Origin of the sequence: Methylobacterium sp. 174MFSha1.1, assembly GCF_900116815.1 — a bacterium.
Lineage (GTDB): Bacteria > Pseudomonadota > Alphaproteobacteria > Rhizobiales > Beijerinckiaceae > Methylobacterium.
In genome coordinates, this window is record NZ_FPCB01000054.1 from 1 (window position 1) to 12,889 (window position 12,889).

The following is a 12,889-nucleotide window of genomic DNA, read 5'->3' on the forward strand; positions in this document are numbered from 1 at the left end:
AATCACATCGGGACAGCCGGAGCAAACCCAAAACCCGCAAATTTGCCCCGGTTACTCGCGAAGCGCTCTAGCTCTTTGATTTTGCCGCATTTTCTTCGACGAACCGGTGTCCACTTCGTCGGAAAATGCTCTAGACGCACGGCGCGCTCCGCGCGGCCATGATCGATGATCACGATGCCGGCGCGGGCTCGTCGCGTCGCGGGCCGTGAGAGCATTGCGGTCGGGTGCCGAACGCGGCCGGCTCGACGGCCTTTCCCAGATCGCCGGCGAAGTCGCGACCGCGCGGGAAGTGGAGCGCGGGCGGCCCCGCCTGCTGCGGGTGAACGCACTCGCGACCTTCACCTTGCGCTGGCTGATTCCGCGCCTGTCCAGTTTCCAGCTCGCCAATCCGGCGATCGAGGTCCGGCTGACCACCTCGAACGTGCCGCTCGCGCAGATCCCCGAGCCGTTCGACGTCGCCATAAGGGGCGGACCGGACGCCCGGCCGGGCCATGTCGGGCAGCTCTTCCTGCCCGAGATCCGGCCGTGCGCGCGTTCTGCGCCTGGCTCGTCGCAGCGGCGGAGTCCTGAGACGGGCGTCCGAGGTCGAATGCCCGGCGCGGGAAGGCGCCGGGCGACCGCCGTCAAATCAGCGCCGCGGCAGGGTGTGCAGCGCCTTGAGGAACACGTCGACGTCCTCGCGGGTGTTGTAGAAGGCGAGCGAAGCCCGGATCGACTGATCGACGCCGAAGCGGCGCAGGGCCGGCAGGGCGCAATGGTGGCCCGAGCGCACCGCGATGCCGTGCCGGTCGAGATGGTGGGCGACCGTCTCGTTCTCGTACCCGTCGATCACGAACGACATCACGCTCGCCTTCTCGCGCGCCGTCCCGATCAGGCGCAGGCCCTTCACCTCGGCGAGGCCCTCCTGCGCATAGTCGAGCAGGTCGTGCTCGTAGGCCGCGATGCCGGGCAGGCCGACGCCCTCTAGGTAGTCGAGGGCGGCTCCGAGACCCACCGCGCCCGCGATGTCCGGGGTGCCGGCCTCGAACTTCTCCGGCGCGCCCTTGTAGACGGTCCGCGTGAAGGTGACGTCCTCGATCATGTGGCCGCCGCCCTGCCAGGGCGGCATCGCTTCCAGCAGATGGCTCTTGCCGTAGAGCGCGCCGATGCCGGTCGGCCCGAACACCTTGTGCCCGGAGAAGACCAGGAAATCGGCGTCGAGCGCCTGGACGTCGATCGGGATGTGCGGCGTCGATTGCGCGGCATCGACCAGCACCGGCACGCCGTAGGCGTGGGCGAGGGCGATGATCTCCCGGATCGGGTTGACCGTGCCGAGCGCGTTGGCGACGTGGGTCACCGAGACGATCTTGGTGCGGCCCGACAAAAGGGCGGCGTATTGCTCGAAGATGATCTCGCCGCGGTCGTTGACCGGGATCACCCGGATCGTCGCCCCGGTCGCCTGCGCCAGCAGCTGCCAGGGCACGATGTTGGCGTGATGCTCGATCGTCGAGACGATGATCTCGTCGCCGGGGCCGATATGGGCGCGGCCGTAGGAATTGGCGACGAGGTTGATGCCCTCGGTGGTGCCGCGCAGGAAGACGATGTCGTCCTTCGAGGGCGCGTTGAGGAAGCGGCGGGTCTTCTCGCGCCCGCCCTCGAACAGGTCGGTGGCCCGCGCCGCGAGCGTGTGGGCCGCCCGGTGGATGTTCGAGTTGTGGCGGCCGTAGAAGTCGCTCGTCGCGTCGATGACGCTCTGCGGCTTGTGGGTGGTGGCGGCGTTGTCGAGCCAGACCAGCCGGTGACCGTTGACGCTCTGGTGCAGGGCCGGGAAGTCGCGGCGCACCCGCTCGACGTCGAAGGGCGCGGCGACCGGGCTCGACCCGAGGGCGAGCGCCCGCGGGGTCGGGCCGGCATGACGCGACGGCTCGACGAGCGGCCGGGGCGCGGGCTTGCCGCCGCGCGCCGGGGCGGGCGACGGATTCAGGAAGTAGTAATCGGATTCCGCCGAGGGGACGGAGGGCACTTCGTTTCCATGGGCCCGCGCCGGATCCGCCGGGACGAAGGCGGGCGCCAGCGCCTGCGCGAAGGCGGTGGCGCGCGGATGGTCCGTGGCGATCTGCCGGTAGAGGTCGGTACCGCCGGGCAGGCCGGCGGCGACCTCGGGAAGGCTCGGCACGAAGAACTCGGGAAGGCCTTTCGGGCGCAGCGGGTCGCTCAGCGGATGCACCGGGGCGATGGCACCGAGATCGAGGCCGTTCGCGCTCGCCGGCGCCGGATTGGCACCGAACGGCTTGGTGGCCGAGGGGCCGCTCACACCGGGCAGGCCGACCGGGGGGCCCCCGAAGGAATGGGCGCCGAGGGCGGAGAGGCCGGGCTCGACCCCCGAAGGGGTGGCCCCGGCCGGAGCCGGGGTCGAGGGGAGGGCGTCGAGCGCCTGCGGGACCTGAGGTCCCGCCGGCAGCACCGGCGCGAAGGGGGCGCTCAAAGCCTGGCCCTGCCCGTAGATCTCGCGGGCGAGGCGCCCGACGAGATCCGCATGGGCGAGCTCGGCCGGCGTCCCGGAGGGGAAGCCGGACGGCGCCTCAAGCATAGTCATGGTAGTTGCCGAGCAGCACGTTATCGAGACGGGCGATCGCGTCCTCGACCAGCACGGCGGCCGAGAAGTAGCGGGTCACGAGGTGCGAGGCGATCGAGTGGTCGTTGGTGCCCATGTAGCGCACCGACAGGCCGGGCTCGATCTCGCCGGTCACGCCCGACTTGTGCAGGCCGACCACGCCCTGCTCGCCCTCGCCGACGCGGAGCAGCAGGATCGAGGTGGTCTGGGCGCCGGTCACCGGGTCGATGTCGATCGGCAGCTTGTCGCTGGGGACGAGCGGCACGCCGCGCCAGGTGATGAAGGGCGCGCCGAACAGGTGCACCACCACCGGCGGCACGCCGCGGCGGGTCGCCTCCCGGCCGAAGGCCGCGATGGCGCGGGGATGCGCGACGAAGAAGGCGGGCTTCTTCCACACCAGGGTCAGGAGTTCGTCGAGGTCGTCGGGGGTCGGCGGACCGCCGCGGGTCGGGATGCGCTGGCGCGGCGCCACCTCGTGGAGCAGGCCGAACTGCGAGTTGTTCAGCAGCTCCCACTCCTCGCGCTCCTTCACGGCATCGACCGTGAGGCGGATCTGCTCGCGCAGCTGGTCGATCTCGTTGGAGTAGAGGTCGGTGACGCGGGTATGGGTGTTGAGGATCGTCTGGATCGTCGAGAGGTGGTACTCGCGCGGATCGATCTCGTAATCGACGAAGGTGGTCGGCAGGCGCGGCTCGCCGGCATGGACCGCCAGCAATTCGATGCCCTGCTCGCCGTGGGAGTTGGTGTGGCCCTTGAGACGGTCGCGCTCCTCGCGATGCTGGGCGATGCGCGTGGCGATGGCCTCGTCCTCGATCGCGGCGCGGTCGAGGGTCAGCAGCGTCACCGCCGAGAGCGCCTTGACGGCCGGGGCGGGACCCGGCTCGCCGACGAGGTCGCCGTCGCCGAAATGGTCGCCGCGGGTGGCCAAGCCCTGACGCAGGCGGCCTTTGTAGGGGCCCGACAGGGTCAGCTCGACCGTGCCGTCGGCGACGACCACGAGGCTGCGGCCGGTCGAGCCCTCCTCGGCGATGACCTCTCCGGCCTGGTGCCGGCTCTCGGTGAACTTGTCCGCGAGGGCCGCCAGCTCGGCGTCGCCCAGCCGGCTGAACAGCGGCACGGCGCGCAAGGACCCGGCCTTGACCGCGCGGGTCTCGCCCTCGGTCGCGAGGTCGATGCGGCCGGGCCTGGCCAGCACGACGGCGCGGCGGTTGACCCGGTAGACGCCGCCCGGCACGTCGACGAAGGGCAGCAGCCGCAGCAGGAAGCGCGGCGTGTTGGCCGCGTTCTGCACCGAGGTGACGGTCGCCGTGGCGAGATTGCGTGCGGCTGAGGCGCTGACGCTCAAACCCGGTCCGCTCATCGAGATTCGTCTCCGTGTAGCCGGTGCGGGCCGGTCCCGGCCCGACAGTCTTGCGCATTCGACGCCGGCAGCGCTCACCGTCCGCGCGGGACGGCAAGTTGCGAAAGATGGTCGTGAGCCGACCATCTTGCCTGTTCTGGCGTCTCGACATTGGCGAGAGCGGCGGTCACTTCGGAATACGGACCGTCCTGCTTCGCTGACGCAGCGATAGCGGTGATCGGCCGCGAGGGTCAATAGAATGTTTTTTCGATTATTGGCACATTCGGCGTCAGTTTTTCTCTTGTCTTACCGTTAAACAAAAATTAAAATCTGAAAATGGTCGTAGACATAGAAAAAAACTCTCCAAAACCGCGGCCGTGCGGCGATCCGGCGATGAACCCTCTCCGAAAGGGATTTTTCCGGCCGTCAGATCCCTTCGCCGAAGAACTGGTCCATGGTCAGGGCCGGCTCCTCGTTGCGCGGGAGGCGCGACACCACCCGGGCCGGCACGCCCGCCACGGTGGTGTGGGGCGGGACCTCGTGCAGCACCACCGCGGCGGCGGCCACCTTGGCGCCCTCGCCGACCCGGATGTTGCCGAGCACCTTCGCGCCGACGCTGAGCAGGACCCCGCGCTCGATCTTGGGGTGGCGGTCGCCGCTCTCCTTGCCGTTGCCGCCGAGGGTCACGGATTGCAGGATCGAGACGTCGTCGGCGATCCTCGTGGTCTCGCCGATGACGACGCCGGTGGCGTGATCGATGAACACGCCGGATCCGATCCGCGCCGCCGGGTGGATGTCGCAGCCGAACACCTCCGAGATCCGGCTCTGGACGTGGAGGGCGAGCGTCATCCGGCCCTGATGCCAGAGCCAGTGGGCGACCCGGTAGCCCTCGAGGGCGGCGAAGCCCTTGTAGAACAGGAACGGGTCGAGGTAGCGGCGGCAGGTCGGGTCGCGCTCGCGGATCGCGATCAGGTCGCGCGAAGCGTGGGCGCCGGCATGTGGATCGGCCTCGAAGGCGGCGAGGCACAGGTCGCGCATCGCCAGACGGGCGAGGTCGCCGTCGCCGAGCCGGTGGGCGAGGCGGTAGGCCAGCGCCTGGGCGAGACCCCGCTGGTCGAGGATCGTCGCCTGGATGATCCCGGCATAGAGCGGCTCCTCGATCAAGGCCGCCTCCGCCTCGGCGCGCAACTCGGCCCAGACGTCGGCCTCCGCCGTGCAGTGGCTCGTCGCGCGCAAAGGGGGCTGCCGCAACGTTGTGGCGCCCGCCCGGAGGGCGGGCGGCAGGGCCGCATCCATATCGAGGGAATCTCCGTGACGGACGGTTACTGCACTCGCCGGAACAGGTCCGGCAAGTAGCGCTGCAGGATCTCGTGGCCGTCGAACGCGACGTCGATGGTCGGCGTGCGGCCATCCTGACCGTGGATGCCGACGACCCGCCCCTTGGCGTTGCGCCAGATCCCCAGAGCATCCGCGAGGTCGAGCCGGTCGAACACCACCTCGTCGCCGCGTGTCATGGTCGCTGAAGCCATGGCGTGATCCTCCGATGCGGCCGGCGACGATGTCCGCCATGCGCCGCGGATCTTCGGGTGGGAAGAACCTCCCTCGTTTTCGGCCAGACCGGAGAAGGCCATGATCGCGAACGGCGCCGACAAGAGCATTTATTTCGCCAAACCATTGATTTATCTACATATTCTACGAAACAACCGCGTGCCGCAAGCCTTGTTCCGCGCTTTTCCCTCCGCTACGGCATGAGCTGCGCCGGAGATCCGGCGTTCCCATCTCGAACCCGGGCCACCCGATGAGCATCGTCGCCTCCGCCTTCGCCGGCGGGCTCCTGATCGGCCTGTCGGCCGCCCTGTTCCTCCTCGTCGACGGCCGCATCGCCGGGATCAGCGGCCTCGTCGCCGGCCTCGCCCGCCCGGCCGGCAAGGCCCCTGCCGGCGAGTCCTGGCGAATCGGACTCGCCTTTCTCGCCGGCCTCGTCCTCGGCCCGCCGGTCTTCGCGCTCGCCGCCGGCGGCTGGCCCGCGATGCGGATCGAGGCGAGCCTGCCGGTGCTGGCGCTCGCGGGGCTGCTCGTCGGCTTCGGTACGCGCCTCGGCTCGGGCTGCACCTCCGGCCACGGGGTCTGCGGCCTCGCCCGGCTCTCGCCGCGCTCGGCCGTGGCGGTCGCGGTATTTCTGGGAAGCGGGATGCTGACGGTCGCCCTCGGGCGGGTGCTGGCGTGATGCCGATGCTCCGCCTCGCCGCCGCCCTTCTGTCCGGTCTCGTGTTCGGGATCGGGCTCGCCCTGTCCGGCATGCTCGATCCCGCCCGGGTGCGCGGCTTCCTCGACGTGACCGGCGCGTGGGACCCAACCCTCGCCTTCGTGCTCGCCGGGGCCGTCACGGCCTCGGCCCTCGGCACCGCGCTCGCGCGCCGCCTGCGCCGGCCGCTCCTGGCGACAAGTTTCGACTGGCCGACCCGGACCCGGATCGACCGGCCCCTCGTCCTCGGCGCCGCCCTGTTCGGCATCGGCTGGGGCCTGTCGGGCTTCTGCCCCGGGCCGGCGGTGGCGGCGCTCTCCACCGGGCTGCTCCCGGTGATCGTGTTCGTCGCCGTGATGCTCGTCGGGATGGCGGCCCACGGCGTCCTGCGCCGCGTGCCGCCGTCCCGGTAGCCCGTCATGCCACGAGCCAGGTCTCGGAACAGTCGCCGGCGGCGAGGTCGATGCTGTTGAACAGGCGCTGCACCCGTGCGTTCTGAACCGCGACCGTCGGGATCGTCACGAGCGCGACGGCCGGCAGGTCGGCACCGACGATGACCTGGATCTGCCGAAAGATCTCGCGCCGGCGCGCCTCGTCGACCTCCGTCGCCGCCTGACGGAAGAGGTCGTCGACCGCCGGATTGTCGTAATGGGCGGCGTTGAGGTAGGGCAGGGGGCGCTTGATCCCGTCCGACCAGTACAGCCGCTGCACGCCGACGGTCGGATCGAACAGGCGGCTGATGCCGTTGAGGTTGAAGTCGAAATCCCGCTCCGTATAGACGCGGCGGATGAAGGTGGCGAGGTCGCCGTCGGCGATCTCGACCTTGACCCCGACGCGCGTGAACGCGGCGCGCAGGTACTCGGCGGTCTTCCTGAAGGTCGGCCCCGGAAGGAAGGTGAGCCGGAGCGCGAAGCGCGCGCCGTCCGGCCCGCGCGGCAGCCCGGCCTCGTCGAGGAGGCGGTTCGCCCGGGCGGGATCGAACGGAATGGCGAACGGCGCCTCGTCGTTATAGGCCTTGAGCGCCGCGGGGATCGTCGAGCCGGCGGCCTCCGCATGGCCGTTGAAGATCGTGCCGGTGATGATCCGGCGGTCGATGGCCGAGGCGAGGGCGCGGCGGACCTCCCTGCGCGCCAGGACCGGCCGGTCGAGGTTGAATTCCAGCACCTGGGCGTTGTTGAGGTAGTCGTCGGAGGCCGTCGTCACCGCGAGGCGCGGATGGCGCCGCAGCCGCTCCAGCTCCGGCAGCGCCACGCTGTAGCTGACATCGGCCTCGCCGGCTTCGAGCGCCGTCGAGACCGCCATCGTGTCGGCGACGAAGCGGACCACGATCCGGTCGAGGTACGGCCGTCCGGGCTGCCAGTAATCCGGGTTGCGGCGCAAGGCGACGTGGCTGCCCCGCACCCACTCGACGACGATGTACGGCCCGGTCCCGATCGGGGCGCTGCCGTTCGGGCTGTTGCCGTAGGACTCGGCCGGATGGGCATTGCTTGGATAGACATGGGCCGGGACGATCGGCGACTCGGCCGCGGTGAGCGCCTTGAGCAGGTACGGCGTCGGCTTCGACAGGACCAGGATCGCCGTCAGCGGGTCCGGCGTCTCGACCTCGACGAGGTTCGCGAAGGTGATGCGTCCGCGCGGGCCGATCGTCTTCAGGGCCAGGAGCGAGAATCGCACGTCGGCGGCGGTGAACGGCTTGCCGTCGTGCCACCGGACGTCCGGGCGTAGGGCAAAGCGGTAGCGCAGGCCGTCCTCGCTGACGCTCCAGGCGGTCGCCAGCAGCGGCTGCGGGGCGAAGTTCGCGTCGAAGCGCAAAAGGCCCTCGGTGACCTTCGTGCTGATGTTGCGGGTGCGGGTGTTCGAGTCGGTGAGCGGCACGAGGGTGGTCGGCTCGCCCACCTCGACGAGCGTCAGCGTACCGCCCCGCCGCGGCTCCGCCTCTCGGGCACTCTCCTGGGCGTGGGGACGATGGGCGGCGAACGGCAGGAGCAGCGTCGAGGAGAGGAGGGCGAGGGCTTGGCGGCGATCGGGCATGACGGGCCTGGAGCTGAGGAGGGCGGGAGGCCTTGCGCTCGGCCGGCGCGGAGCCCGCCGTGGCGGCCCCGGCGCATCCGGACCGGGTGCGGCCCGGGACCGGCATGCTCCGCTTCGGTGCGGCCTCGAGTCAACGAGAATGTTCTTTTTAGAGAACGTTACGAGAGATGATGAATGCTCTTCATCGACCGCCGATCCAGCAGATTTCTTTCGAATTTTACGAGCAGATGGGTTTTTCGGCGATTAAGTCTTGTTGTGAGGCCAGATTTCCGCGACAAGTCCCGCTCCACCGCCCGCGGCCAATCGTTCGTTCTGAAGAACGTGTCTGCACCCGCCGCCACAGGTCGGAACCGCGGGCCGTGGTGCTATTCGGACATCTTTCACGGGACGAACCATGCTCGCCTTCGCCAGACGCGCCCTCCTCGCTGCCGCGGCTCTGTCGCTCCTCTCCGGCGCCGCTCTCGCCGCACCGTTGCGGATCGTCGCCTCCTCGGTGCCGCATGCCGAGATCCTTCGCTTCGTGAAGGAGAAGCTCGCCCCCGATCTCGACGTTGCGATCATCGAGATCTCCGGCGACATCCGGCCGAACTCGCTGATCCTCCACGGCGACGCCGACGCGAACTTCTTCCAGCACGCGCCGTACCTGCGCACCGAGGAAGCCCAGCTCGGCACGACCTTCGCGGTGACCGCCGCCACCCATATCGAGCCGCTCGGGATCTACTCGCGCAAGGTGAAGAGCCTCGCCGAGGTGCCGGCCGGCGCCACCGTGGCTCTGCCCAACAACGTGACGAATCTCAGCCGCGCCCTGAACCTGCTGCAGGCGAACGGCCTGATCACCCTGAAGGCCGGCCTCAAGGACGGCCAGCTCGCGACGCCGTCGGACATCGCCGACAATCCGAAGCGGATCGCCCTCGTGCAGGTCGCCCCGGCCCAGTTGCCGCGCTCCATCGACGACGTGACGCTCGCGATCATCAACGGCAACTACGCGCTCGAGGCCGGCCTGACCCCGGCAAAGGACGCGCTGGCGCTCGAGAAGGCCGAGAACAATCCCTACGCCAACATCTTCGTCACCACGCAGGCCCTGGCGAAGGACCCGCGGGTGCAGCGCCTCTCGGTGCTTCTCGCCTCGCCCGAGGTCGCGACCTTCATCCGCGAGAGGTACCGCGGCTCCGTCGTGCCGGTCCACGGCGGCTGAACGGCTCCTCCGATCTCGGCGCGAGAGGCCCCGCGGCCGGTCTGGCAAAAGCGGGCGCTGGGCCGGGCACCGCCGCGCGAAAGGATCCCCAGCCCTCTGCTCCGGCACCCCGATCGCGACGGCTGGGGCGGCGACACGCCGCCCGCCGAACTGGCCGGCGTCCGACCCCCGGATACCTCGCCGCCCTGCGCCGTCAGTTCGGCCGTTACCTCCTGCGGCTCGTCACCTTCGATCTCGGTTTCCCGCACAGCCAGGGCCTGCCGGTGACGACGTCGATCCCTCGACCGCCGACGAGGAGGCCGGGGCGGTCGGGGAGCGTGGATGCCCCTTCGTGCCGCGCGGTACCGTGGCGACCGGGCAATGCCGCGCCGAGGCTCCGCCTCTGCACTCCGCCGGACGTGGGTGCCTCGCGTGCCATCGCGTCGCTCTCGCGGCGTGATCCGGGGCGCATCCCGGCCATGCTGCCGGTGCGGCCGCCTCGGGAGAAAGCGAATGCCTGGAACGGCGGCGACTCGAAAGGATCGCCTCCTCTTCCCGTCGTATAAAGCAATATAAATCTATCGACTTGCGTCTTTATTCAACTCTATCATGGCGACAAAGCGAGGCTGCGCCGTCCTGGTTCGAGAAGAGGAATGATCACGATGAGCCTGTGGTCGCGCCAGACGTTCGGGAGGTCCGACATGGCGCCCGGCAGAAGCGTTGTCGGGCTCAAGCCCGGCGATGCCGCCCGGCAGAACGCCGCCGACGACCGGAGCACCGCCCGGCAGGGAGACGGGGCGACCGGCGACGACCGGCAGCGGTCGCAGCGGCTGGCCGCCGCCAAGCAGTTCGACCTCGACGGCCAGATCGGCTGAGCCGGTCCCAGCTCGTTCCCTCGACGCGATCCGGGCACTCGGCCGATGCGGGGCTGTCCAGACAAAGAAAAAGGTGCGGATTTCCCTTCTCTTCGCCCCCGGGGAGCGGAGGATGTCCGCGCCTCGTCTTTCCCTGGACAGCCCTGCGGCGAACGGGACTTCGTCCGCCCCGGTCCCTCGCCGATGCCTCCACCGATGGAAGTTCGTCCGACATGACGCTCACCCGACGCTCCTTTTCCACCGGAACGGCCGCGGCTCTCGCGGCGCTCGCGACGGGGAGCCCGGCCCGGGCCGACCGCGTCCTGCGCGTCGGCTATCAGAAATACGGCACGATGCTGCTGCTGAAGGCCCGCGGCAGTCTGGATACGGCGCTCAAGCCCCTCGGCTTCCGGGCCGAGTGGCGGGAATTCCCGGGCGGGCCGCAGCTGCTGGAGGCGCTCAACGCCAAGGCCGTCGACATCGGCGTCGTCGGCGAGACGCCGCCGATCTTCGCCCAGGGCGCCGGCGCGCCCCTGGTCTACCTCGCCCACGAGCCGCCCGCCCCGAAGAGCGAGGCGATCGTCGTGCGGAAGGACAGCCCGATCCGCTCCGTCGCCGACCTGAAGGGAAAGAAGGTCGCGCTCAACAAGGGCTCGAACGTCCATTACCTGCTCGTGCGCGCCCTGGAGGAGGCCGGCCTCGCCTACGCGGACATCCAGACCGTCTTCCTCGCTCCCGCCGACGGGCGGGCGGCCTTCGATGGCGGATCGGTCGATGCCTGGGTGATCTGGGATCCGTTCCTGGCCGCCGTCGAGGTGTCGAGCGGCGCCCGTGTCTTGCAGGACGCGACCGGGCTCGCGGCCAACCACCAGTTCTACGTCGGCGAACGCGCCTTCGTGGAGGCGCAGCCCCAGGCCATCGACGCGGTGCTGGCGGCGATCACCGTGATCGACCGCGAGACCAACGGCGTCACCGAGGCGGCGGCGCGCGAGCTGAGCCCGGCGGTCGGCATGCCGGTGCCGATCCTCGCCCGTGCGCTCGCCCGCCAGAGCTGGGGCGTCGTCCCGCTGGGGCCCGAGGTGATCGCCGGGCAGCAGCGCATCGCCGACACGTTCCTGCGCCTCGGCCTGCTGCCGCGGCCGATCCAGGTGGCGGACGCCGTCCGGCAGGCGCGCTCGTAGGGTGCGGATTCGTCCTCGCGCCGCCTCAAGCGTGGCGGTGGCGTGCGGCCGGGTGGGTCGTCTCGACCCGGTCGCGCCCGAACAGCTTTCGCCGCAGCGGGCCGTCGCGATAGGCGGTCGGGTAGCGCCCGCGCCGCTGCAATTCGGGGACGACATACGCGACGATGTCGGCGAAGGTCTCGTGCGCGACCACGTAGGCAAGGTTGAACCCGTCGATCCCGGTCGCCGCCACGAAGGCCTCGAGCGCGTCGCAGATCGTGGCGGGCGAGCCGCAGAAGACCGGGCCGATCCCGCCGATCCCGACATGCTCGGCCACTTCCCGCACCGTCCAGACCCGGCCCGGATCGGCGCGCGTGACGTTGTCCATCGCGGAGCGCCCGGCATCGTTCTCGACGTGCCGGACCTCGGCGTCGAGGTCGAGCGTCGAGAAGTCGACCCCGGTCCAGCCCGACATCAGGGCGAGCGCGCCCTCGTGGCTGACATAGGAGCGGTACTCGGCGAGCTTCGCCTGCGCCCGCGCGTCGGTCTCGGCGACGACGAGCGTGGCGAGCGCGTAGATCAGGATGTCGTCCGGCTGCCGGCCCTCCTCGACCGCGGCCTGCCGGAGCGCGGCGACGCGCGGGGCGATCACCTGCGGCGAGGGACCCGACACGAACACGCATTCGGCGTGGCGGGCCGCGAAGCCGCGCCCCTTCGGCGAGGTCCCGGCCTGGTAGATCACCGGGGTGCGCTGCGGCGAGGGCTCGCCGAGATGCACGCCCTCGACCCGGAAATGCGGGCCTTCGTGCCGGATCGCCCGGACCCGGGAGGGATCGGCGAACACGCCCGCCGCCCGATCGCGCCTGACCGCGCCGTCGTCCCAGCTGCCCTCCCACAGCTCGTAGACGACCGCCATGTACTCCTCGGCGAGGTCGTAGCGGTCGTCGTGGGCGCGCTGGCGGTCGAGGCCCATCGCGCGGGCGGCGGAATCAAGGTAGCCGGTGACGACGTTCCAGCCGATGCGGCCCGCCGTCAGGTGGTCGAGCGTCGTGAAGCGGCGGGCGAGCAGGTAGGGCGCCTCGTAGGACAGGTTCACGGTGACGCCGAAGCCGAGATGCTCCGTCACCGCCGCCATCGCCGGCACGACGAGGAGCGGATCGTTGACCGGCACCTGCGCGGCGTGCCGCAGGGCGGCGGCGGGCGAGCCACCATGGACGTCGTAGAGCCCGACCACGTCGGCGAGGAACACGCCGTCGAAGCAGCCCCGCTCGAGCAAGCGGGCGAGGTCGGTCCAGTAGGAGGGGGTGGTGTAGTCGGCCGAGCGGTCGCGCGGATGGCGCCACAGGCCGGGCGACTGGTGCCCGACGCAGTTCATCTCGAAGGCGTTGAAGCGGATCATGGCTCGGTTGGCGTGGCGATAGGGCAGGAGAGATCGCTCGACCGATTATCACGTCGGCGTCCTTGGGCTGGCGCGGAATCGCGCCGCAGCGGGG

At 70.4% G+C, this 12,889-nt stretch carries 12 protein-coding genes and 1 pseudogene; 7 read left to right on the forward strand and 6 right to left on the reverse strand.

The window, feature by feature from the left end; translation table 11 throughout:
* Window positions 1-256 precede the first annotated feature (256 nt).
* Window positions 257-511: pseudogene (locus BM430_RS30755) on the forward strand (LysR substrate-binding domain-containing protein); the annotation flags it as partial.
* Window positions 512-628: 117 nt separating this feature from the next.
* Here BM430_RS30755 and BM430_RS30760 read toward each other — a convergent pair.
* The 4 genes from BM430_RS30760 to BM430_RS30775 all read right to left on the reverse strand — a co-directional run bounded on the left by BM430_RS30760 (window position 629) and on the right by BM430_RS30775 (window position 5,461).
* Window positions 629-2,575, reverse strand: a complete 1,947-nt coding sequence (locus BM430_RS30760) for a family 2A encapsulin nanocompartment cargo protein cysteine desulfurase (RefSeq protein ID WP_093571017.1) — start codon at window positions 2,573-2,575, stop codon at window positions 629-631.
* Window positions 2,562-3,953: a family 2B encapsulin nanocompartment shell protein gene (locus BM430_RS35635; protein ID WP_093571018.1), complete on the reverse strand. Its 1,392-nt coding sequence runs from the start codon at window positions 3,951-3,953 to the stop codon at window positions 2,562-2,564. The genes BM430_RS30760 and BM430_RS35635 overlap by 14 nt, the downstream gene beginning before the upstream one ends.
* A 405-nt stretch (window positions 3,954-4,358) precedes the next feature.
* The gene (gene cysE / locus BM430_RS30770; protein ID WP_093571019.1) at window positions 4,359-5,228 is read right to left on the reverse strand and encodes a serine O-acetyltransferase; all 870 of its coding nucleotides are present in this window, start codon (window positions 5,226-5,228) and stop codon (window positions 4,359-4,361) included.
* 26 nt (window positions 5,229-5,254) lie between these two features.
* Window positions 5,255-5,461, reverse strand: a complete 207-nt coding sequence (locus BM430_RS30775; protein WP_093571020.1) for a hypothetical protein — start codon at window positions 5,459-5,461, stop codon at window positions 5,255-5,257.
* A 100-nt stretch (window positions 5,462-5,561) separates the two neighbouring features.
* Between BM430_RS30775 and BM430_RS35640 the strand changes: the two genes are divergently transcribed.
* The 3 genes from BM430_RS35640 to BM430_RS30785 are packed head-to-tail and all read left to right on the forward strand — an operon-like array spanning window position 5,562 to window position 6,590.
* Window positions 5,562-5,684, forward strand: a complete 123-nt coding sequence (locus tag BM430_RS35640; protein ID WP_280142297.1) for a hypothetical protein — start codon at window positions 5,562-5,564, stop codon at window positions 5,682-5,684.
* Between the two features lie 46 nt (window positions 5,685-5,730).
* Complete coding sequence (locus BM430_RS30780) at window positions 5,731-6,159, forward strand: YeeE/YedE family protein (protein ID WP_093571021.1); 429 nt, start codon at window positions 5,731-5,733, stop codon at window positions 6,157-6,159.
* On the forward strand, window positions 6,159-6,590 hold the full coding sequence (locus tag BM430_RS30785) for a YeeE/YedE family protein (RefSeq protein ID WP_093571022.1): 432 nt from the start codon (window positions 6,159-6,161) through the stop codon (window positions 6,588-6,590). The genes BM430_RS30780 and BM430_RS30785 overlap by 1 nt, the downstream gene beginning before the upstream one ends.
* 4 nt (window positions 6,591-6,594) lie before the next feature.
* On the opposite strand, the gene BM430_RS30790 is transcribed toward BM430_RS30785, so the two are convergent.
* Window positions 6,595-8,208: an ABC transporter substrate-binding protein gene (locus BM430_RS30790; protein ID WP_093571023.1), complete on the reverse strand. Its 1,614-nt coding sequence runs from the start codon at window positions 8,206-8,208 to the stop codon at window positions 6,595-6,597.
* Window positions 8,209-8,602: 394 nt separating this feature from the next.
* Between BM430_RS30790 and BM430_RS30795 the strand changes: the two genes are divergently transcribed.
* The 3 genes from BM430_RS30795 (at window position 8,603) to BM430_RS30805 (ending at window position 11,417) form a co-directional block, all read left to right on the forward strand.
* Entirely contained in the window at window positions 8,603-9,403 is an 801-nt protein-coding gene (locus BM430_RS30795; RefSeq protein ID WP_093571024.1) for a MetQ/NlpA family ABC transporter substrate-binding protein, read from the forward strand.
* A gap of 680 nt (window positions 9,404-10,083) precedes the next feature.
* Window positions 10,084-10,257: a hypothetical protein gene (locus BM430_RS34935; RefSeq protein WP_177303223.1), complete on the forward strand. Its 174-nt coding sequence runs from the start codon at window positions 10,084-10,086 to the stop codon at window positions 10,255-10,257.
* Window positions 10,258-10,469: 212 nt separating this feature from the next.
* Window positions 10,470-11,417 carry a sulfonate ABC transporter substrate-binding protein gene (locus tag BM430_RS30805; protein ID WP_093571026.1) on the forward strand — a complete coding sequence of 316 codons (948 nt, stop codon included), beginning with the start codon at window positions 10,470-10,472 and terminating at the stop codon, window positions 11,415-11,417.
* A gap of 25 nt (window positions 11,418-11,442) precedes the next feature.
* On the opposite strand, the gene BM430_RS30810 is transcribed toward BM430_RS30805, so the two are convergent.
* Window positions 11,443-12,795: an LLM class flavin-dependent oxidoreductase gene (locus BM430_RS30810; RefSeq protein WP_093571027.1), complete on the reverse strand. Its 1,353-nt coding sequence runs from the start codon at window positions 12,793-12,795 to the stop codon at window positions 11,443-11,445.
* Between the last annotated feature and the right edge of the window lie 94 nt (window positions 12,796-12,889).